Genomic DNA, 19,233 nt, shown 5'->3' on the forward strand with positions numbered 1-19,233 from the left:
CGGTCTCAGGCGCGGGTGCGGCGCCGCGGCGCCGCCACCAGCGGCGTCGCCGCCAAACGGCGGGCATTGGCGGTGGCCTTGGCATGGGCGGGCGCCAGGCCCTTGCTCAGAATGCTCACGGCAGCCTGCTGCATCTGCTGCGCGAGCCGGTTGGCGCCCCGGTTTCCCATCCAAGGGGTGCACCAGGCCAGCCACATTTGCATTGCCAGCGTCTGGCTGCTGGCCAGGCTTGCCCAGGCCATGGCATTGTAGGCAGCCGTGAAGGCGCCGAGCTTTTCCATCCCCATCAAATTGAATTCTTTACGGTCGCGCTCGGACAACTGCGTGCCCGCCAGCGCCATCCGCATCATGCGATGCGCCATCACCTGCGGCGTGGCCAAGGCCAGCTCGGTGGACTTTCTTGCCAAGCCGGCGGTGCCGCCGGGGCGTCGTCTGGAAGCCATGGGTATCGTGCCTGCTGGGAACTGGCGTACTGCCATGGTAAGCAATCGCGCCCGGCTTGGCTCCTTCAAGTGTATCCCCGCGGGCCTGTTCCCGACCCGGGGGCGCGCCGAATCTGCTGCTGCCGGGCAGGGGCCCGGGCGGGCGGTGGGGATTCATTCCCCGCGCAGACAAAAAAACGCCGCGGATGGTGCGGCGATCGCGCGGTAAACGCCGCATGGGCAGCGGCGTTGCAGGCATTACGCCGTCTTCTGCTGAATCAGCCCCGTCATCGGCGAACTGGGCGACGCGCTGTACAGCTTCTTGGGCATGCGCCCCGCGCGGAAGGCCTCGCGGCCGGCCTCGATGCCTTTTTTCATCGCGCTGGCCATCAGGACCGGGTCGTTGGCGGCGGCGATGGCGGTGTTCATCAGCACGGCGTCGCAGCCCAGTTCCATCGCGATGGCGGCGTCGGAGGCGGTGCCGACGCCGGCGTCGACGACGATCGGCACGCGAGCCTGGTCGATGATCAGCCGCAGGTTCCACGGATTCAGGATGCCCATGCCGGAGCCGATCAGCGACGCCAGTGGCATCACGGCCACGCAGCCGATGTCTTCCAGGATGCGGGCCTGGATGGGGTCGTCGGTGCAGTAGACCATGACCTTGAAGCCTTCCTTGACGAGGGTTTCCGCGGCCTTGAGGGTTTCGGGCATGTTGGGGAACAGCGTGTGGCTGTCGCCCAGCACTTCGAGCTTGACGAGGTCGTGGCCGTCGAGCAGTTCGCGCGCCAGGCGCAGGGTGCGCACGGCATCGTCGGCGGTGTAGCAGCCGGCGGTGTTGGGCAGCAGGGTGTAGCGGCTGGGGGGCAGGTACTCCAGCAGGCTGGGTTCGCCGGCGTGCTGGCCGATGTTGACGCGGCGGATGGCGACGGTGACGATCTGCGCGCCGCTGGCCTCGATGGCCTGGCGGGTCTGGTCGAAGTCCTTGTACTTTCCGGTGCCGACCAGCAAGCGCGAGTGGTACGGCTTGCCGGCGATGATAAGAGGGTCTTGCGTGGTGCTCATGGCGGATTCCGGTTGAGTGTCTTCTGGCGGGCGCGGCGGAACCGGCCCCGGCCGGATGGGACGGGGCCGATACCGCGCGCTACGGCCTACGATCTGTGGTAGATCTCGGCGCCCTTCTTCACGAACTCGACCGCTTTCTCCTGCATGCCCTTCTTCAGCGCCTCGGCTTCGCTCACGCCCTGCTGCTCGGCGTAGTCGCGCACGTCCTGCGTGATCTTCATGCTGCAGAAGTGCGGGCCGCACATGGAACAGAAGTGGGCGGCCTTCATCGAGTCCTTGGGCAGGGTCTCGTCGTGGAAGTCCTTCGCCGTGTCCGGGTCGAGGCCGAGGTTGAACTGGTCTTCCCAGCGGAACTCGAAGCGGGCCTTGGAAAGCGCGTTGTCGCGGATCTGCGCGCCGGGGTGGCCTTTGGCGAGGTCGGCGGCGTGGGCGGCGATCTTGTAGGTGATGATGCCGTCCTTGACGTCTTTCTTGTTGGGCAGGCCCAGGTGTTCCTTCGGGGTCACATAGCACAGCATCGCGGTGCCGTACCAGCCGATCATGGCGGCGCCGATGCCCGAGGTGATGTGGTCGTAGCCGGGGGCGATGTCGGTGGTCAGCGGGCCGAGCGTGTAGAAGGGCGCCTCGTGGCACTGTTCGAGCTGCAGGTCCATGTTTTCCTTGATCAGGTGCATCGGCACGTGGCCGGGGCCCTCGATCATGGTCTGCACGTCATGCTTCCAGGCGACGGTGGTCAGCTCGCCCAGGGTCTTGAGCTCGGACAGCTGGGCTTCGTCGTTGGCGTCGTAGATCGAGCCCGGACGCAGGCCGTCGCCCAGCGAGAAGCTGACGTCGTAGGCCTTCATGATGTCGCAGATGTCTTCGAAGTGCTCGTACAGGAAGCTCTCGCGATGGTGGGCCAGGCACCACTTGGCCATGATCGAGCCGCCGCGCGAGACGATGCCCGTCATGCGGCGCGCCGTCATCGGGATGAACGCCAGGCGCACGCCGGCGTGGATGGTGAAGTAGTCCACGCCCTGTTCGGCCTGTTCGATCAGCGTGTCGCGGAAGATTTCCCAGGTGAGTTCCTCGGCCTTGCCGTCGACCTTTTCCAGCGCCTGGTAGATCGGCACCGTGCCGATCGGCACCGGCGAGTTGCGGATGATCCACTCGCGGGTTTCGTGGATGTGCTTGCCGGTGGACAGGTCCATCACGGTGTCGCCGCCCCAGCGGATCGACCACGTCATTTTTTCCACCTCTTCCGCGATGGAGGAGGTGACGGCCGAGTTGCCGATGTTGGCGTTGATCTTGACCAGGAAATTGCGGCCGATGGCCATCGGCTCGATTTCCGGGTGGTTGATGTTGGCCGGGATGATGGCGCGGCCGCGCGCCACTTCGTCGCGCACGAACTCGGGGGTGATGCGGGCCGGGATCGCGGCGCCGAACGACTGGCCGGGATGCTGGCGCGACAGCAGCTCGAACATGCGCTGGCCTTGCGGGCCGGCGTTGCGCAGCGATTCCAGGTAGGCGTCGCGGCGCACGTTCTCGCGGATCGCGACGAATTCCATCTCGGGCGTGATGATGCCGCGGCGCGCGTAGTGCATCTGCGACACGTTGGCGCCGGCGCGCGCGCGGCGCGGCTTGCGGTGCAGGTTGAAGCGCAGTTCGGCCAGCTTCGGGTCGTTCAGGCGTTCCTGGCCGTAGGCGCTGCTGGGGCCGGGCAGCTGTTCGGTATCGCCGCGTTCGGCGATCCAGGCTTCGCGCAGCGCCGGCAGGCCGGAGCGGATGTCGATCTTGACGGCCGGGTCGGTGTAGGGGCCGCTGGTGTCGTAGACGGTGATGGGCGGGTTGGCTTCGCCGCCGAACATGGTGGGCGTGGTCGACTGCTCGATCTCGCGGAACGGCACGCGGATGTCGGGGCGCGAGCCCTGTTCGTAGATCTTGCGGGACTTCGGCAGCGGCTGCACCGCGGCTTCGTCGACGTGGGCCGTCGCGGCCAGGAATTTCGGGTTGGCGTTCATCGGCGCTCCAAGAAAAGTTTTCCGGAGCCGAACGAAGGAAGGAATTTCCGGAGGAGCACCGAAGCCGGCCGGGTGGGCGGCATGCGGCGGGCCGTGGGCGGCCGTGCTGCTGGAACCCTGTAGGATTCCGCCGGAAACGCTCCCTGCATCGGCATTATCCGTACAGGTTCGAAGGGTTTTTCTCACCCGCGGCGCGGCTGCGCCGGCAGGACCCCTGCGTCCAGAGCGATAGTATAGGCCGGTCCGGGGCAAACACAAATGGTGCCAATGCGCGTGGGCGGGGCCGTCCGGCAGCCCGGCTGCGGTCGGGCAGAGCGCGGGCGAAGGCACTGCCTATTGCGACGGCGGCCCGGCTCAGGCGTCCACGGCGGGCACGCGGCGCTCAAGTTCGGCCCGGAAGCGTTCGAAGAATTCGTCGGAGAGTTTCTTTGCCACTGCGCCGATCAGCCGCGAGCCGATCTGCGCCAGCTTGCCGCCCACCTGGGCGCTGCTCTGGTATTGGAGCAGCGTGCCGCCGCCGTCGCGTTCGGCCAGCGCCACGCGGGCGCCGCCTTTGCCGAAGCCCGCCGCGCCGCCGGCGCCTTCGAAGGCCAGGCTGTACGAGGCCGGGGGCTGGAGGTCGGACAGGCGCAGCGTGCCGTTGAAGCGTGCCTTGACAGGCCCGATGGCCGCCAGCATGACCACGCGGTATTCGTGGTCGGCGGTGCGCTCCAGGCTTTCGCAGCCGGGCACGCAGGCCTTGAGCACGTCGGGGTCGTTCAGGCACTGCCAGACCACCTGCCGTGGCTGGCTGAGGAGTTGTTCGCCGGTGAGTTCCATGGAAAGACTCGAGTCAGTGGGTCGGGGCGCCGAGGGCGTTCCAGTACCAGTCGAAGAAAGCGCGCGGCGCCGGGGCCGCGTCGGCCAGGACCGCAGCCGTCTGTTGCGCGAGCCAGGCATGGGCGGCGTCCGGAGAGGGCCGCCCGGCACGGTGGCCGTCGGCGCCGGAACGAGGCCCTGCAGCGGGCGCGGGCGGCGCCGTATCGGCGGCGGGCCCGGCCTGCGGCGCATGCAGCCAATCGGCCCGCACGGCGGTGTCCTGGCTGCCACGCGGGCTCAGGCGCAGCAGCACGGCATCGGCGCCGGCATGGGCAAGAAAACCGAGCGTATCCAGGCGCTGCCATTGCAGCCCGGCTTCTTCCACGCCGAGCAGCCGCGCCAGCAGGGCGGGCACGCGCCAGTACAGGGTCTTCCAATTGGCCGCCGTCGGAGCGGTGCCGTGGGCGCCGGCCGCCGCATGCTCCATCCATGCCGGCGCCTGCAGCCGCGGCGCCTCGCCGAAGCGGTCTTCGCTGCTGCGCGGATCCACGAATAGCAGCCCGTGGCGGCACGCGATCGGCAACGGCTCGAGCGCGATGCCTGTCGCGCGGGCGGATTCGGGGAGGTGGGGCAGCAGGGCGGCCCGGCCGTCGAGCGCGAAGCGCCAGCCGTGGTATTTGCACACCAGTTGGTCGGACGCGACGGAGTCGCCGTCTTCGAACAGCACGTGGCCGGCATGGGGGCAGCGGTTGCGGAATACGCGCAGCTCGCCGCCGGTGTCGCGCACGGCGAGATAGGATCGGGGGCCTGTTTCGTAGGCGGCGCGGGCGCCGGGCGCCGCCATCGCGCTGGCCGCGCCAAGCGCCAGCCATTGCGAGAAGAACAGGGCGCGCAGTTCGAATACGAAGACGTCGCGGTCGCGCTCGAGGCCGGCCGGCGGCGAGATCGGTCCGGGCGCCCGCAGCAGGCCGCCCAGCTCGCGCAGCGCGGCCGGCAGGGCATTGCCCGGCATGGCGGAAGAAGTCATCGGTATGTTGCGCTCAAAGCTTGGCACCCACCCAGCCGTGCGCGCTGACGTCGATGATGATGCCGTCGGGATTCTTGTACTTCACTTCGTAGAACAGTTCCTTGCGGTCGTCGGGATCGTCGGGCAGGCCGAGCATCAGCGCGCCGCCGTTGCCGGTGATCTGCGCGTCGATTTCCTTCAGATCGTCGACCCAGAAGCCGATATGGTTGATGCAGATCGAATCCTTGCCGCCGGGCACGCCGGCCGAGCGATCGTCCTTGAAGTTGAGGACCGCCAGATTGATGGTGCCGTCCGACAGGAATACGCCGGTCGACAGCGGCGATTCGGTGGTGCCGACCTGCTCCATGCCGAATGTGTCCATGAAGAATTTTGCCGTCTTTTCGGGGTCCGGCACCATTATCGCGACGTGACGTAGTTTTGCCATGGCGTTCTCGCTTGAGGATTCGTATGAAGGCCGCCGTGCGTGCGACGCGCGTCGGCTGCAGTGCGAAGCCTAAGAGACTTCGCGCCGGCGCTCCAATACCGATTGCGGATTGCCCGATAGGCACGGATTATCAAGGATGCGCGCGCCGAAGCGCGGCATGCCGATCGAACGCCGCTTAATAAAAACCGCTTATTGGCCCATCTGCACAAAATATTTGCCCGGCGGTGGCGGCGTCTCTAATCTGCCTGTGCCGGTCTCGCGCCGCCACGTCGGCTCCGGGGTCCATCGCGCCACTTCCAGGATCATCGCATGAAGTTTCCGCAGTTCCAGTACGTCCGCCCCGCCTCTCTGCCCGATGCGCTCGCGCTGCTCGGCCGGTACGAGGGCGGCGCCGTGCCGCTGGCCGGCGGGCAGAGCCTGCTCGCCGGGCTGAGCATGCGCATCGCCGCGCCCGAGTGCCTGGTCGACATCGGCGGCCTGGATGAGCTCAAGGGCATCGCGCTGGCCGGCGACGGCGCCACGCTGCGCATCGGCGCGCTGACGCGGCACGTGGAGCTGATGCGCTCGCCGCTGGTGGAGCGCCACGCGCCCTTGCTGCGCGAAGCCATCGGCTATGTGGGGCATGCGGCCATCCGCAATCGCGGCACCTTCGGCGGCAGCCTGGCCTATTCGGATCCGGCGGCCGAGATGCCCGCCTGTACGGTGGCGCTGGGCGGCGTGGTCGTAGTGGCCGGTCCGAATGGGCTCCGCGAGATCGCGGCCGGCGATTTTTTCCGCGGCCTGCTCGAAACCGCGCTGGAAACGGGCGAACTCATCGTCGAGGTGCGCTTCCCCGTGCGGGGCGAGGGCGAACTGCATGCCGTGGCGGAACTGAGCCGGCGCGCCGGCGATTTCGCGCTGGCCGGGCTGGCGGTGCAGGCCACGGTGCAGGACGCGCGGATCCGGCAGGCGCGGGTGGTGTATTTCGGCTGTACCGACCGGCCGCGGGTGGCGCCCCGCGTGTCGGCCCTGCTTGCCGGCCGGCCGGTGCCGCTGCCGGCCGACCCCGGCGATCTCGGCGGAGTCGACGATGCCGTGGCAGCGGACATCGACCCCACCGATACCCCGGGCTGCAGCGCGGCCACGCGCCGGCAATTGGCCGTGACGCTGACGCGCCGCGCGCTCGCCACGCTCAATCAACGGATGCCGCAATGAACCTCCACGACGCGCCGGCCGGCATATCGGCCGATTTGCCGGCCGAGCCGGCCTTCATGGTCGAAATCCATACCGTGGTCAACGGCAGGCCGATGCAGTGCAGGGTGCGCGCGCGCCAGCACCTGGCCGACATGGTGCGCGACGAACTGGGCCTGACCGGCACGCATCTGGGCTGCGAACACGGCGTGTGCGGCGGCTGTTCGGTGCTGCTCGACGGCGCCGTGGTGCGTGGCTGCCTGACGCTGGCCGCGCAGGCCGGCGGCCGCTGCGTGGAGACCATCGAGGGCGCGTCCGAACGCGGCGTGCTCAGGGCGCTGCAGGAGGAGTTCGCGCGCCGCAACGCCGCCCAGTGCGGCTTCTGCACGCCCGGCATGCTGCTGACCGCCCATGAACTGCTCGAGTCCGGCGTGCGCGCGACGCGCGCCGAGATCCGCGAGCACATCTCCGGCAACTTCTGCCGCTGTACGGGCTACCAGGCCATCGTCGACGCCATCGAGGCGGTCATGGCCCGGCGCGGCGACCATCGGAGCGAAGCGCGATGAAACTCACCGACGCCCCCAACCTGCTGGATGCTCCCGGTTCGCTGGTGGGCCGGCGCGCGCCGCGGCTCGGCATCCGGCGGCTGCTGCACGGCCGCGGCCGCTATGTGGCCGACATCAGCCTGCCACGCATGCAGCACCTGTGCTTCGTGCGCAGCCCGCATGCGCATGCGCGCATCGTATCGATCGACGCCTCCCGCGCGCTGGCGGTGCCTGGCGTGACGCGCGTCATCACCGGCGTCGACCTGGCCGCGCTGTGCCAGCCCTTCGTGGCGGTGGCCGCCCATCGTGCCGGGCATCGGTCTGCGCCGCAGTACCCGCTGGCGCTGGAGCGCGCGGTATGGCAGGGCCAGCCGGTGGCGGCGGTGCTGGCCGCCTCGCGCGCCGAGGCCGAGGACGGCGCCGAGCAGATCGACATCGAATGGGAAGCCTTGCCGGCGGTGCTGGATGCCGAGGCGGCCGCGGCCGATGGCGCGGCGGCCATCCATCCGGAGCTGGACGGCAACCTGGCGTTCGAATTCGCGATCGACCAGGGCGACTGCGCGGCCGCCTTCGATGCCGCCGCCTGCGTGGTGGGCCACACCTTTCGCTTCGAGCGCCAGACGGGCGTCAGCCTGGAGGCGCGCGGCCTGATCGCCGACTACGATCCCAGCGAAGGTTCGCTCACGGTCTACCACTCGCACCAATCGCCGTTCCAGATGCAGGACGTGTTCAGCAAGCACCTGGACATCGCGGAACACAAGGTGCGCGTGATCGCCCCCGACGTCGGCGGCGGCTTCGGCGTCAAGATCAATGTGTATGCCGAGGAACTGGCGGTGGCGGCGGCCAGCCGCCTGGCCGGGGTGCCGGTGAAGTATTGCGCCGACCGCATGGAGGCCTTCCTGGCCGATGCGCATGCGCGCGAGCACACCATCGAGGCGCGCATCGCGGTGTCGGCCGAGGGCCGCATCACGGCCATGGCGTTCGACGACCTGGCTGCCATCGGCGCCTACGGCATGCCGCTGCGCTTCAACATCGCCGAAGGAATGATGGCGATCACGATGGCCGGCGCGCCGTACGACTTCTCCTGCTACCAGGCCCGCACCCGCAGCGTGTACGTCAACAAGAACCTGATCGGCATGTTCCGCGGGGTCGGCATGCCGCTGGCGTGCGCGGTGACCGAAGTACTGATGGACCTGGCGGCCACGCGCATGGGCGAAGACCCTGTCGCGTTCAAGCGCCGCAATTTCCGCCCGGCGTCGGCATTGCCGTGCACCACGCCCGGCGGCTCGAAAATGGAAACGGTGTCGTTCCAGCAGTGCCTGGACCGGCTGGTGGCCAACATGGACTACGCCGCGCTGCGCGCCGACCAGGCGGCGGCCCGCGAGCGCGGCGTGTACCGCGGAATCGGCGTGGCCACCTTCGTCGAACAGACCTCCTACGGCCCGCCGTACTACGGGCCGTCCGATGCCCGCATCTCGGTGCAGGACGCCTGCGTGCTGAAGCTGGAGCCGTCGGGACTGGTCCGCTGCATCACCAGCAGCACCGACCAGGGACAGGGCACGTTGACCGGCCTGGCGCAGATCGTGGCCACCGCGGTGGGCGTGGGCCTGGAAGACGTCGACGTGGTGTCGGGCGACAGCCGCAGTTCGCCTTACGGCGGCGGCGCCTGGGGCTCGCGCGGCATGGCAGTGGGCGGCGAGGCGGCGCTGAAGGGAGGGCTGGCGTTGAAGGCGGCCATCCTGGCGCTAGCCGAGGCCATCAGCGGCGTGCCCGCTGACCGGCTCGACGTGGCAGGCGGCCAGGTCGTCGAGCCTGCCGCCGGCCGCACGGTCATGAGCGTGGCCGAGGCCGCTCGCATCGGCTACTTCCGGCAGGACACGCTGCCTGCCGATTTCCAGCCGCAGATGCAGGTGGCGGCCAGCCACGTCGCCAACCACCAGCACTACTACATGGCCAACGGCGTGCAGGGCAGTTACCTGGAGCTCGATCCCGAGACGGGCTTCATCCGCCTGCTGGGCCACTGGGCGGTGGACGACTGCGGCCGCGTGGTCAATCCGCTGCTGGTGGACGAGCAGGTGCGCGGCGGCGTGGTGCAGGGCATAGGCGCCGCGCTGTACGAGGAATGCATCTACGACGCCGGCGGCAGCCTGGTCAACGCGACGCTGGCCGACTACCTGGTGCCGATGGCCAGCGAGATGCCCGACATCCACGTCGACCATATCGAGACGCCCGAAGCCACCACGCGCCTGGGCGCCAAGGGCATCGGCGAGGCAGGCACCATCGGCGCCATCGGCGCGCTGTGGGTGGCAGTCAACGACGCGCTCAAGCCCTTCGGCGCGCAAATCATGCAGCAGCCCTTTACTCCCGAGCGCGTGCTCGGCGCCCTGCGGGCGGCACGCGCGCGCTAGGCGGTTTCCCCTGTGTTGCGACGCTCCGGCCGCGGCTGGCGGGCGGCGTTCGGCCGATTCGATCTTGTAGCAATCAACCTAGGATGAACGTCATGAGCATGAAGAGCATGATTACCGGCCTGGCCCTGGGCTGCGGCCTGGCCGCATCGGCGGCCGCGCAGGCGGCGGTGAAGATCGGCTTCGTTACCACGCTGTCCGGACCGGCCGGCGTCATGGGCCAGCATATGAAGGAGGGCGCCGAACTGGCGCTGGCCGAACTGGGCGGCAAGATGGCGGGCCAGGACGTGCAGATCATTTTCGGCGACGACCAGCTCAAGCCCGACGTGGGCCGCCAGCTGACCGAGACCATGATCAAGCGCGACGACGTCGATTTCCTGGCCGGCGTGATTTTCTCCAACGTGATGCTGGCCATGTACCAGCCCATCGTGCGTTCGGGCAAGATCTTCGTCAGCGCCAGCGCGGGGCCGTCGCAGATCGCCGGCAAGATGTGCGCGCCGAACTTCTTTTCGACCGCGTGGCAGAACGACCAATCGCCCGAGGCGATGGGCCGGTACCTGGCGCAGAAGAACGTGCAGGACGTGTACCTGATGGCGCCCAACTATGCCGCCGGCAAGGACATGATCCAGGGCTTCAAGCGCTACTACAAAGGCAAGATCGCCGCCGAGGTCTACACCAAGCTCGACCAGTCCGACTACCAGGCCGAGTTCACGCAGATCCGCGCCGCCAATCCGGGCGCCATCTTCATGTTCTACCCGGGCGGGCTGGGCGTGCAGATCCTCAAGCAGTACGCGCAGTCTGGGCTGGAGGTGCCCGTGTATACCTCGTTCACGGCCAACGAGACCACGCTGCCGGCACTCGGCAAGGCGGCCGCCGGCATCTACGACAGCGGGTTCTGGTCGCCCGACCTCAAGATACCGAGGAATCAGGCCTTCGTGGCCAGTTACCGGGCCAAGTACGGCCACCTGCCGTCCGACTATGCCGCCGCCAGCTACGACGCCATCAACCTGATCGCCAGCGCGGTGCGCGCCACGGGCGGCAAGCTGGACGACCAGGCCGCCTTGCAGGCCGCGATGCGCAAGGCAGACTTCCAGTCCGTGCGCGGTTCGTTCTCGTTCAACGTGAATCAATTCCCGATCCAGGACTACTACGTGTTCAAGGTGGCCGCCGACGCCGACGGCAGCTATGTCCGCAAGACCGAGGCCCTGGTGTTGCCCAAGCACAAGGACGCCTACTACGCCGAATGCAAGACGCAGTGACCGCCCGCCGCCGCGGCCCGAGCGGGCCGCGGCGCGGCGGGGTCCCGCTAGGGTTCCAGGACGCTTCCAGGAAGAACGCATGCAGTATTTGATCGTGCTCGAGCAGCTGTTGAACGGCGTGCAGCTCGGGGTGACGCTGTTCCTGCTGGCCGCCGGCTTGACGCTGGTGTTCGGCATCATGAACCTGATCAACCTGGCGCATGGCGCCATGTACATGGTGGGCGCCTACCTGTGCGCGTCGGCCTACCTGTGGAGCGGCTCGTTCGCCTTCGCTGTGGCCGCGGCGCTGGTCGGCGCGCTGGCGCTGGGCGTGCTGGTGGAGGTGGCCGTGTTCCGCAAGCTGTACCAGCGCAGCAATCTCGACCAGGTGCTGGCCACTTTCGCGGTGCTGCTGATCTCCAACGAGCTGATCCGGATCATCTGGGGCCCCGGCGCCATCAACGCGCCGCTGCCGGATTTCCTGTCGGGCCAGGTGCAGGTCCTGCCCGGCGTGCCGTATCCCACCATCCGGCTCGCCATCCTGACGGTCGGGCTCGCGGCGGCACTGCTGCTGTACCTGCTGATCGGCCATACGCGGCTCGGCATGCTGATCCGCGCCGGCGCCAGCAACCGGGTGATGATCGGCGCGCTGGGCGTCAACATCCGGCTGCTGTACACGGCGGTATTCGGCCTGGGCGCGATGCTGGCCGCGCTGGCCGGGCTGATGGCCGGGCCGATCTCGTCGGTCGAACCGGGCATGGGCGACAAGATCCTGATCCTGGCTCTGGCGGTGATCGTGATCGGCGGTGTCGGCTCGGTACGCGGCGCCTTTATCGGCGCGCTGATGATCGGCATCATCGACACCGCCGGCCGCGTCTTCCTGCGCCCGCTGCTGCAGTTGCTGCTGTCGCCGGCCGCGGCCGAGAGCGCGGGGCCGGCGCTGGCGTCCATCCTGATCTACGTCGCCATGGCCGCGGTGCTGTTCTTCCGGCCGCGCGGCCTGTTCCCGCCGCGGGTGAGGTAGGCCATGGCCGCGATCCTGCGCCGGCCGGCGTTGCGCCCGGCCGTTCTCACCCTGCTGCTGCTCGCGCTGGCCCTGATGCCGGCCGTGGCACGGCTGCTCGATGCGCCGTACTTTCTCGATGTCGCCGTCCGCATCATGATCCTGGCCGTGGCTGCCGTCAGCCTCGACCTCGTGCTGGGCTACGGCGGGCTGGTCAGCTTCGGCCATGCCGGCTACGTGGGCATCGGCGCCTACGCCGTGGCGATCCTGTCGTACCACGGCATCGACAACGGCTTCGTCCAGCTCGGCGCGGCCTTGGCCGGCTCGGCGCTGTGCGCGCTGTTCGTCGGACTGATCTCGCTGCGCACGGCCGGCATCCACTTCATCATGATCACGCTGGGTTTCGGCCAGATGATCTACTTCATCGCCACCAGCCTGAACACCTACGGCGGCGAGGACGGCCTCAACATCATGTCGAACAGCGATTTCGGCGGCTGGCTCGATCTGAGTGACGGGCTCGCGCTGTATTACGCGGTGTTCGCCGTGCTGGCGGCCACGCTGCTGCTGGGATCGCGGCTGGTGGAGTCGCGCTTCGGCATGGTGCTGCGCGCGGCCCGCCAGAACGAGCGCCGCGTGGGCGCGATCGGCATCGCCGTGTTCCGCTACCGGCTGGCGGCTTTCGTGCTGTCGGGCACGATGTGCGGGTTGGCCGGGTTCCTGCTGGCCAACCAGAACCTGTTCGTGTCGCCCGCCATCATGCACTGGACGCGCTCCAGCGAGCTGATGATCATGGTCATCCTGGGCGGCATGGGCAGCCTGATCGGGCCGGTGTTCGGCGCCGCGGCACTGCTGCTGCTGGAAACCGGCCTGTCGGGCTATACCGAGCACTGGCAACTGCTGCTCGGAATCCTGCTGCTGATCGTGATCCTGTACGCCAAGAAGGGCATTTTCGGCGCCGTGGCCGCGCTGGGGGAGCGCCGCCATGGCTGAACCGCTCCTGTTGGTGGAAGGGCTGTGCAAGCGCTACGGCGGCGTGGTCGCCACCGACGATTTCAGCCTGCGCGTGGCCGACGGCGAGTTGTGCGCCATCATCGGCCCGAACGGCGCGGGCAAGACTACGCTCATCACCCAGCTGTCGGGCGAGCTCGCGCCGGATTCCGGCCGCATCGTATTCGCGGGGCGCGACGTGACCCGCCTGCCGGCCCATGCGCGCGCGCTGGGCGGCTTCGCGCGTTCGTTCCAGATCACGAGCATTTTCGGCGAGTTCACGGCCTGGCAGAACGTGGCGCTGGCGGTGCAGGCGCAGGCCGGCCACAGCTTTCGCCTGTGGCGCAACGCCAGTCGCGACCCGGCGCTGGCACGGCCCGCGCTCGGCTTCCTGGAACAGGTGGGGCTCGCCGGCCGGGCGGGCGTGGTCGCCACCGAGCTGTCGCACGGCGAGAAGCGGGCGCTCGAGATCGCGATGGCGTTGGCCACGCGGCCGCGCCTGCTGCTGCTGGACGAGCCGATGGCAGGCATGGGGCCGGAGGAATCGGCCCGCATGGTGGCGCTGCTGGCCTCGCTCAAGGGCCGCCTGGCCATCGTGCTGGTGGAGCACGACATGGATGCCGTGTTCGCGTTGGCCGACCGCGTGGTGGTGCTGGTTTCGGGCCGCGTGATCGCGGCCGGCAGCAGCGACGAGGTACGCGCCGATGCGGGCGTGCGCAAAGCCTACCTGGGCGAGGGAGACCAGCCATGCTGAAGGTGAGCGGGCTGCGGGCCGGCTACGGCGGCAGCCAGGTGCTGTTCGACATCGGCCTGGAGATCGGCAAGGGCGAGGTGGTGACGCTGCTTGGCCGCAACGGCATGGGCAAGACCACCACGGTGTCTTCCATCATGGGCATCGTGCGGCCCGCTGCCGGCCGCATCGAGTTCGACGGCGCGCCGATCGCCGGCCTGCCGGCCTACCGCATCGCCCAGCGCGGGCTGGGCCTGGTGCCCGAGGGGCGGCAGGTGTTCCCGAACCTGACGGTGCGCGAGAACCTGGTGGCGGCGGCCGCCAACCGCGCCGGCAGCGCCGATCCCTGGGTGCTGGGCAAGGTGCTCGAACTGTTTCCCCGGCTGGCCGAGCGGCTGCACAGCCCGGCCTCGCTGCTGTCCGGGGGCGAGCAGCAGATGATGGTGATCGGCCGCGCGCTGATGACCAATCCGCGGCTGCTGGTACTGGACGAGGCCACCGAAGGGCTGGCGCCTATCGTCCGGGCCGAGATCTGGCGCTGCCTGTCGCTGTTGAAGGAAGCGGGGCAGGCGATCCTGGTGATCGACAAGAACGTCGAGGCGCTGTGCCGGATCGCCGACCGCCACTACATCCTGGAGAAGGGCCGGGTGGTGTGGACCGGCGGCTCGGCGGCGTTGCGCGGCGACGGCGAGCTGAGCCGCCGCTACCTGGGGGTGTGACGCGGCCGGCGGGGTGGCCGCGCCGATCCGATCGATTCGATACGTCTGGACAACGCAAGGAAAAGAGCATGAACGGCATGAACGAGAAATTCCACGGAGTGGTGCCGGCGGTGGCGACGCCGTTCGGCGACGGCGAGAGGCTGGATACCGGCCGCTTGCGCGAGCTGATCGACGACTACATCGCCTGCGGCGTGGACGGCATTTCGGTGGCCGGCAGCCAGGGCGAGTTCTTCTCGCTCGACTACGACGAGCACGTGCGCCTGCTGGAGACGACGATGGATGCCGTGGCCGGCCGGGTACCCGTGTACGCCGGCACGGGCGGCGTCACCACGCGCGGCTCGATCAGGCTGACGCAGGTGGCGCAATCGCTGCAGGTCGATCTCGCGCTGCTGATCACGCCGTATTTCGTGCAGCCGACGCAGGACGAACTGGCCGAGCACTTTACGGCCGTGGCGCGTGCCACCGAGCTGCCGGTCATGCTCTACAACAACCCGCCGCGCACCGGCGTCAATGTGCAGCCGTCGACGCTGGTGCGCTGCATGGCGGCGCCCAACGTGGTCGGCGTGAAGGATTCCAGCGGCGACATCACCCAGACTGTCGAATACCTGCTGGCCAGCGGCCGCCGCGCGCTGGTGTTCTCGGGCCGCGACACGATCTTCCAGAGCCTGATGATGCACGGCGGCCACGGCACGATCTCGCCGGCGGCCAATGTGTTTCCCAAGCTGGTGGTGGCGCAGTACCGCGCCGCGCGCGCCGGCGACTGGGCCGAGGCCGGCCGCATCCACGACATCATGGCGCCGCTGCGCGAAGCGTGGGCGCTGGGATCGTTCCCGGTGGTCATCAAGGAGGCGATGCGGCTGGTGGGGCGCGATGCCGGGCTGCCGCGGCGGCCGATCGCCGGGCTGTCGTCCGACAGGCTGGCGAAGCTCAAGGCGGTGTGCGAGCGTATCGGCGCCGAGGAAGCGCGGCTCTAGGCAGCGCGGCGTGAGGCCGCCGGGCTCAGGCCACCAGTTCGGCCCGCCGCGCCGCCGGCGGCACGGCCGTGAGCTGGCGCAGCTGGTCGGCGATGCGCACGTCGGCCGCCACCGTGAGCATGGCCTGGACCAGCGGCGGCAACGGCGAGCGGTCGATCATCGCCAGCCCTACCTGCTCGGTGCCGGCGGCGTCGCGCAACGGGATCGCCGCCGTGCCGGGCAGCGCGCCGAAAGGGTGCAGACAGCCTTCGGGCAGGATGGTCGACCAGTGGCCCGAACGCACGTGGGCACACAGCGCCAGGATGGAATCGGTCTCGATCTGCGGCGACGGCTCGCAATACGCGGCGGCGAACAGCCGGTCGATCACGCGCCGCGTGTGGATGGTCCGCTTCAGCAGGCACAGCGGCGCGGCCGCCACCTCGTTCAGCGTGACCGACGCGCGCTGCGCCAGCGGATGATGGGCCGGCGTCAGGAACACATAGCGCTCGGTGAACAGCGGGGCAGTGACCCGCAGGTTGGGCAGGTTGATGCCGCTCAGCATGGTGAAGCCAAGGTCGAGCTCGAATTCCACCAGCTGTTTCTGGATGTCGCTTTCGGTAAGCGACAGGGCTTCGATGGAGATGTCCGGATGGCGGCTGCACAAGGGCCCGGTCAGCAGCGGCAGCAGCGGCATGGCCGACGGCAGCACGCCGATCTTCAGCCGACCTTCGAGAGCGCCCGAGCGCGACAGCAGCTCCTGTCGCAGGGTGCCGCATTCATCCAGCACCCGGCGGGCGAAATTGAGCACCACCTCCCCCTGCGGCGTGAAGCCCTTGAACCGCTGCGTGCGCAGGATGATGGGCACGCCCAGGTCTTCTTCCAGTTGGCGCAGCGCGGTCGACAGCCCCGGCTGAGAGACATGACAGGCCTCGGCGGCGCGGCCGAAATGACGTTCGCGGGCGAGTGCGACCAGATAGACCAATTGCCGAAAGACCATTCCCGCTCCCGTTCCAGGCTCGCGCTACCTGGCAGTCGTCATGTCGTAAAATAGGCCATATAAATTATGTATTTCAAATAACTTAACCTTTTTAGCTAAAAAAAACAAACAAAACTTTCTGGCGCTGCCGGCGCGGCGCCGCGGGAGATCGCAAATCGCTGCCTCGGATTCATCCCTCAATACCGTCTCGCTGCCGCAACTGCTCGACGGCGGCAGCGACGCCGCTTTCCGCAGCATGCTGCACGACATCCTGGCCTTTCGGCACCAGCTCAATTCGGTGTCCAAGGGCCTGGCCGAAATGATGGACGTGACCCAGCATCAGTTCGAGATCCTGATGCTGGTGAATCACTTCGGCGGCGGACCCGGCATAAGCATCGGCGAGGTTTCGGCCAAGACCCACCGCGTGGTGGCCTATGTGGCCGCCGAGACCAGCAAGCTGGTGGGAATGGGCTTGCTGACCAAGCACCAGGACGAGCGCGACGGCCGCCGCACGCTGCTGCGGATGACGCCCGAGGCGCGCGATCGCCTGGCAGCCATCCGGCCCTTCCAGTGCGAGGTCAACGACGTGCTGTTCTCGGCGCTGACGGCAAAGGATTTCGCCGCGCTGCGGTCCATCATGCAGAAGCTGGCGCAGTGCGGGCAGGAAGCGCAGACGCAGATCGAGTACCGGGTGCGGCAGCACCGGCACGCGAAGGCGTGAAATCGGTAGCCGAGGTTGAACCCTTGGGTTCGAACGAGCGCCAGTCCTACCGCAGCCGCTTGATCAGCGACGACGTATCCCACCGATTGCCCCCCAGGCGCTGCACGTCGGCATAGAACTGGTCGACCAGCGCCGTGACCGGCACGCGCGCCCCGTTGCGCCGCGCCTCGTCCAGCACCAGGCTCAGGTCCTTGCGCATCCAGTCCACCGCGAAGCCGAAGTCGAACTTGTCGTCGACCATGGTGTAGCCGCGGTTTTCCATCTGCCAGCTCTGCGCCGCGCCCTTGGAGATGACGTCGAGCACCAGCTTCATGTCGAGCCCGGCATGCTGGCCGAAGGCGATGGCTTCCGACAGGCCTTGCACCAGGCCGGCGATGCAGATCTGGTTGACCATCTTGGCGAGCTGGCCGGCGCCGGCCTCGCCGATAAGGGTGAAGGCGCGGGCATAGGCCATCGCGACCGGCTTGACGCGGTCGAAGTCGGCCTGGCTGCCGCCGCACATGACGGTGAGCACGCCGTTGACGGCGCCGGCCTGGCCGCCGGAGACCGGAGCGTCGACGAAGCCGACCTGGCGCGCCGTGGCGGCTGCATGCAGTTCGCGCGCCACGTCGGCGGAGGCGGTGGTGTGGTCCACCAGCAGGGTGCCGGGCTGCAGGCCGGCCAGCGCGCCGTCTTCGCCCAGCGTCACGCTGCGCAGGTCGTCGTCGTTGCCCACGCACATGAAAACGATCTGCGCGCCGGCGGCCGCTTCGCGCGGCGTGGGGGCGTGGCGGCCGCCGAATTCTTGCGCCCATTGCCGCGCCTTGGCCGCGGTGCGGTTGTAGACGGTGACGCGGTGGCCGGCCTTGGCCAGGTGGCCGGCCATCGGGAAGCCCATGACGCCGAGGCCGATGAAGGCGACGTCGGTGGCGGGTACGGTGTCGTAGTCTCTGGTTCCGATCGAGGGCATGCGAGTCTCCGGTGGTGAGACCCGAAGTCTAGCTTCATTCGGCCCGCAGGCCCAGGTCGGCCACCAGGCGGTGCAGGCGTTCGATATCGTGGGCGCGCAGCCTCGCGTATTCCTCGGCCGAGGTCAGGAAGGGCTCTGCGCCGACCGCGGCAAGCTGCTTCTGCGTTTCCGGCGAATGCACCGCGGCGCTGATCGCCTCGTCCAGCTTGCGCGTCAGTTCGGGCGGCAGGCCGCGCGGGGCTTCCAGGCCGATCCAGTAGGCCATGCTGGCGCCGGGATAGCCGGCCTCGCCGGTGGTCGGCACGTCGGGCAGCAGCGAGGCGCGCTGTTCCGACATCACCGCGATGGGCCGGACCGTGCCGGCGCGCACGTAGCCGATGGTCGACGGCACCGAGTCGAACACCATCGATACCCGGCCGGCGATGACGTCGGGGAAGGCCAGCCCTGAGGATTTGTACGGGATGTGGGTCATCTCGATGCCCATCGCCGTGCACAGGATCTGGCCGTACAGGTGGCCGGTGCTGCCCGGCCCGGCCGAGCCGTAGCTGAGCTTGCCGCGGCCTTCGCCCTTGGCGTAGTCGGCCAGGTCGGCCAGCGTCCTGACCGGCAGGCCCGCGTTCACCACCAGGATGTTGGGGGTGGTGGCGAAAGTGCCGATGGGGGTGAAGTCGTCTTTCGCGTCGTAGGGCAGGCTCTTCAGCAGGGCGGGGGCGACGGCGACCATGGGCGGGAAGGTCAGCAGCAATGTGTAGCCGTCCGGCGCCGCCTTGGCCACCGCCGCCGCGCCCAGCGTGCCGCCGGCGCCGCCGCGGTTTTCCACGAACACGGTCTGCTTCAGTGTGGCCGACAGGCCGGTGGCGATGATGCGTCCGATCGTGTCGCCCACTCCGCCTGGCGGATAGCTCACGACCAGGCGCACCGGGCGGTTCGGATAATCGGCAACCGGAACGGCGAGGGCGCTGCGGGACGGCGCCAGGGTCGCCATCGAGGCGGCGAAGCCGGCCATGCCGGTCATCAGCGTTCTGCGTTGCAGCAGCGGTATCGGCAAGCGGTCGATCGGTGTGCTCATGACTGGGTCCAGGTGGGTTCGCGGGGAAGGAAACC

At 68.7% G+C, this 19,233-nt stretch carries 19 protein-coding genes; 10 read left to right on the forward strand and 9 right to left on the reverse strand.

Annotation, left to right across the window (positions count from 1 at the left end):
* Nucleotides 1-5: 5 nt before the first annotated feature.
* From ABD927_RS12930 to ABD927_RS12955, 6 genes are all read right to left on the reverse strand, one after another.
* Complete coding sequence (locus ABD927_RS12930) at nucleotides 6-479, reverse strand: polyhydroxyalkanoate granule-associated phasin (protein ID WP_425570252.1); 474 nt, start codon at nucleotides 477-479, stop codon at nucleotides 6-8.
* Nucleotides 480-680: 201 nt separating this feature from the next.
* Nucleotides 681-1,484 carry a thiazole synthase gene (locus tag ABD927_RS12935; RefSeq protein ID WP_345250020.1) on the reverse strand — a complete coding sequence of 268 codons (804 nt, stop codon included), beginning with the start codon at nucleotides 1,482-1,484 and terminating at the stop codon, nucleotides 681-683.
* Nucleotides 1,485-1,570: 86 nt separating this feature from the next.
* On the reverse strand, nucleotides 1,571-3,484 hold the full coding sequence (gene thiC / locus ABD927_RS12940) for a phosphomethylpyrimidine synthase ThiC (RefSeq protein ID WP_345250022.1): 1,914 nt from the start codon (nucleotides 3,482-3,484) through the stop codon (nucleotides 1,571-1,573).
* 354 nt (nucleotides 3,485-3,838) lie between these two features.
* A complete protein-coding gene (locus tag ABD927_RS12945) occupies nucleotides 3,839-4,303 on the reverse strand; it encodes an SRPBCC family protein (protein ID WP_345250024.1) in 465 nt (154 codons plus the stop codon).
* A 13-nt stretch (nucleotides 4,304-4,316) separates the two neighbouring features.
* Nucleotides 4,317-5,309, reverse strand: a complete 993-nt coding sequence (locus ABD927_RS12950; protein WP_345250026.1) for a Rieske 2Fe-2S domain-containing protein — start codon at nucleotides 5,307-5,309, stop codon at nucleotides 4,317-4,319.
* A gap of 13 nt (nucleotides 5,310-5,322) precedes the next feature.
* The gene (locus ABD927_RS12955; RefSeq protein WP_345250028.1) at nucleotides 5,323-5,733 is read right to left on the reverse strand and encodes a VOC family protein; all 411 of its coding nucleotides are present in this window, start codon (nucleotides 5,731-5,733) and stop codon (nucleotides 5,323-5,325) included.
* Between the two features lie 309 nt (nucleotides 5,734-6,042).
* Between ABD927_RS12955 and ABD927_RS12960 the strand changes: the two genes are divergently transcribed.
* From ABD927_RS12960 to dapA, 9 genes are all read left to right on the forward strand, one after another.
* Nucleotides 6,043-6,927, forward strand: coding sequence for an FAD binding domain-containing protein (locus ABD927_RS12960; protein WP_345250030.1), 885 nt, complete (start codon nucleotides 6,043-6,045; stop codon nucleotides 6,925-6,927).
* On the forward strand, nucleotides 6,924-7,469 hold the full coding sequence (locus ABD927_RS12965; protein WP_345250032.1) for a (2Fe-2S)-binding protein: 546 nt from the start codon (nucleotides 6,924-6,926) through the stop codon (nucleotides 7,467-7,469). The genes ABD927_RS12960 and ABD927_RS12965 overlap by 4 nt, the downstream gene beginning before the upstream one ends.
* Nucleotides 7,466-9,856 (forward strand): xanthine dehydrogenase family protein molybdopterin-binding subunit, encoded by a 2,391-nt coding sequence (locus ABD927_RS12970; RefSeq protein ID WP_345250034.1) that lies wholly within the window; start codon nucleotides 7,466-7,468, stop codon nucleotides 9,854-9,856. Before ABD927_RS12965 ends, ABD927_RS12970 begins: the two co-directional genes overlap by 4 nt.
* A gap of 92 nt (nucleotides 9,857-9,948) precedes the next feature.
* Nucleotides 9,949-11,112 carry an ABC transporter substrate-binding protein gene (locus ABD927_RS12975; protein WP_345250036.1) on the forward strand — a complete coding sequence of 388 codons (1,164 nt, stop codon included), beginning with the start codon at nucleotides 9,949-9,951 and terminating at the stop codon, nucleotides 11,110-11,112.
* Between the two features lie 79 nt (nucleotides 11,113-11,191).
* On the forward strand, nucleotides 11,192-12,115 hold the full coding sequence (locus tag ABD927_RS12980) for a branched-chain amino acid ABC transporter permease (RefSeq protein ID WP_345250038.1): 924 nt from the start codon (nucleotides 11,192-11,194) through the stop codon (nucleotides 12,113-12,115).
* Nucleotides 12,116-12,118: 3 nt separating this feature from the next.
* A complete protein-coding gene (locus tag ABD927_RS12985; RefSeq protein WP_345250040.1) occupies nucleotides 12,119-13,084 on the forward strand; it encodes a branched-chain amino acid ABC transporter permease in 966 nt (321 codons plus the stop codon).
* Nucleotides 13,077-13,835, forward strand: coding sequence for an ABC transporter ATP-binding protein (locus tag ABD927_RS12990; RefSeq protein WP_345250042.1), 759 nt, complete (start codon nucleotides 13,077-13,079; stop codon nucleotides 13,833-13,835). The genes ABD927_RS12985 and ABD927_RS12990 overlap by 8 nt, the downstream gene beginning before the upstream one ends.
* Nucleotides 13,829-14,530 (forward strand): ABC transporter ATP-binding protein, encoded by a 702-nt coding sequence (locus tag ABD927_RS12995; protein WP_345250044.1) that lies wholly within the window; start codon nucleotides 13,829-13,831, stop codon nucleotides 14,528-14,530. The genes ABD927_RS12990 and ABD927_RS12995 overlap by 7 nt, the downstream gene beginning before the upstream one ends.
* Nucleotides 14,531-14,598: 68 nt before the next feature.
* Nucleotides 14,599-15,504 carry a 4-hydroxy-tetrahydrodipicolinate synthase gene (dapA, locus tag ABD927_RS13000; RefSeq protein WP_345250046.1) on the forward strand — a complete coding sequence of 302 codons (906 nt, stop codon included), beginning with the start codon at nucleotides 14,599-14,601 and terminating at the stop codon, nucleotides 15,502-15,504.
* A 25-nt stretch (nucleotides 15,505-15,529) separates the two neighbouring features.
* Here the strand turns inward: dapA and ABD927_RS13005 are convergent, their stop codons facing one another.
* The gene (locus ABD927_RS13005; protein WP_345250048.1) at nucleotides 15,530-16,480 is read right to left on the reverse strand and encodes a LysR substrate-binding domain-containing protein; all 951 of its coding nucleotides are present in this window, start codon (nucleotides 16,478-16,480) and stop codon (nucleotides 15,530-15,532) included.
* Nucleotides 16,481-16,715: 235 nt separating this feature from the next.
* Between ABD927_RS13005 and ABD927_RS13010 the strand changes: the two genes are divergently transcribed.
* Complete coding sequence (locus ABD927_RS13010; RefSeq protein WP_345250050.1) at nucleotides 16,716-17,180, forward strand: MarR family winged helix-turn-helix transcriptional regulator; 465 nt, start codon at nucleotides 16,716-16,718, stop codon at nucleotides 17,178-17,180.
* A 46-nt stretch (nucleotides 17,181-17,226) separates the two neighbouring features.
* Here ABD927_RS13010 and ABD927_RS13015 read toward each other — a convergent pair whose 3' ends face one another.
* The gene (locus ABD927_RS13015) at nucleotides 17,227-18,129 is read right to left on the reverse strand and encodes an NAD(P)-dependent oxidoreductase (protein WP_345250052.1); all 903 of its coding nucleotides are present in this window, start codon (nucleotides 18,127-18,129) and stop codon (nucleotides 17,227-17,229) included.
* Between the two features lie 34 nt (nucleotides 18,130-18,163).
* Nucleotides 18,164-19,198 (reverse strand): Bug family tripartite tricarboxylate transporter substrate binding protein, encoded by a 1,035-nt coding sequence (locus ABD927_RS13020; RefSeq protein ID WP_345250054.1) that lies wholly within the window; start codon nucleotides 19,196-19,198, stop codon nucleotides 18,164-18,166.
* Nucleotides 19,199-19,233: the final 35 nt, after the last annotated feature.

Origin of the sequence: Pigmentiphaga soli (assembly GCF_039541095.1) — a bacterium.
Taxonomy (GTDB): domain Bacteria; phylum Pseudomonadota; class Gammaproteobacteria; order Burkholderiales; family Burkholderiaceae_B; genus Pigmentiphaga; species Pigmentiphaga soli.

Bases quoted from the DNA above. Each gene is read 5' to 3' on its own strand.
- ABD927_RS12955 (WP_345250028.1), bottom strand. From the start codon at position 5,733: ATGGCAAAACTACGTCACGTCGCGATAATGGTGCCGGACCCCGAAAAG.
- ABD927_RS12935 (WP_345250020.1), bottom strand. From the start codon at position 1,484: ATGAGCACCACGCAAGACCCTCTTATCATCGCCGGCAAGCCGTACCAC.
- ABD927_RS13005 (WP_345250048.1), bottom strand. From the start codon at position 16,480: ATGGTCTTTCGGCAATTGGTCTATCTGGTCGCACTCGCCCGCGAACGT.
- ABD927_RS12960 (WP_345250030.1), top strand. From the start codon at position 6,043: ATGAAGTTTCCGCAGTTCCAGTACGTCCGCCCCGCCTCTCTGCCCGAT.
- ABD927_RS12985 (WP_345250040.1), top strand. From the start codon at position 12,119: ATGGCCGCGATCCTGCGCCGGCCGGCGTTGCGCCCGGCCGTTCTCACC.
- ABD927_RS12995 (WP_345250044.1), top strand. From the start codon at position 13,829: ATGCTGAAGGTGAGCGGGCTGCGGGCCGGCTACGGCGGCAGCCAGGTG.
- dapA (WP_345250046.1), top strand. From the start codon at position 14,599: ATGAACGGCATGAACGAGAAATTCCACGGAGTGGTGCCGGCGGTGGCG.
- ABD927_RS13020 (WP_345250054.1), bottom strand. From the start codon at position 19,198: ATGAGCACACCGATCGACCGCTTGCCGATACCGCTGCTGCAACGCAGA.
- ABD927_RS12950 (WP_345250026.1), bottom strand. From the start codon at position 5,309: ATGACTTCTTCCGCCATGCCGGGCAATGCCCTGCCGGCCGCGCTGCGC.
- ABD927_RS12990 (WP_345250042.1), top strand. From the start codon at position 13,077: ATGGCTGAACCGCTCCTGTTGGTGGAAGGGCTGTGCAAGCGCTACGGC.
- ABD927_RS13010 (WP_345250050.1), top strand. From the start codon at position 16,716: ATGCTGCACGACATCCTGGCCTTTCGGCACCAGCTCAATTCGGTGTCC.
- ABD927_RS13015 (WP_345250052.1), bottom strand. From the start codon at position 18,129: ATGCCCTCGATCGGAACCAGAGACTACGACACCGTACCCGCCACCGAC.
- ABD927_RS12945 (WP_345250024.1), bottom strand. From the start codon at position 4,303: ATGGAACTCACCGGCGAACAACTCCTCAGCCAGCCACGGCAGGTGGTC.
- ABD927_RS12930 (WP_425570252.1), bottom strand. From the start codon at position 479: ATGGCAGTACGCCAGTTCCCAGCAGGCACGATACCCATGGCTTCCAGA.
- thiC (WP_345250022.1), bottom strand. From the start codon at position 3,484: ATGAACGCCAACCCGAAATTCCTGGCCGCGACGGCCCACGTCGACGAA.
- ABD927_RS12980 (WP_345250038.1), top strand. From the start codon at position 11,192: ATGCAGTATTTGATCGTGCTCGAGCAGCTGTTGAACGGCGTGCAGCTC.
- ABD927_RS12965 (WP_345250032.1), top strand. From the start codon at position 6,924: ATGAACCTCCACGACGCGCCGGCCGGCATATCGGCCGATTTGCCGGCC.
- ABD927_RS12975 (WP_345250036.1), top strand. From the start codon at position 9,949: ATGAGCATGAAGAGCATGATTACCGGCCTGGCCCTGGGCTGCGGCCTG.
- ABD927_RS12970 (WP_345250034.1), top strand. From the start codon at position 7,466: ATGAAACTCACCGACGCCCCCAACCTGCTGGATGCTCCCGGTTCGCTG.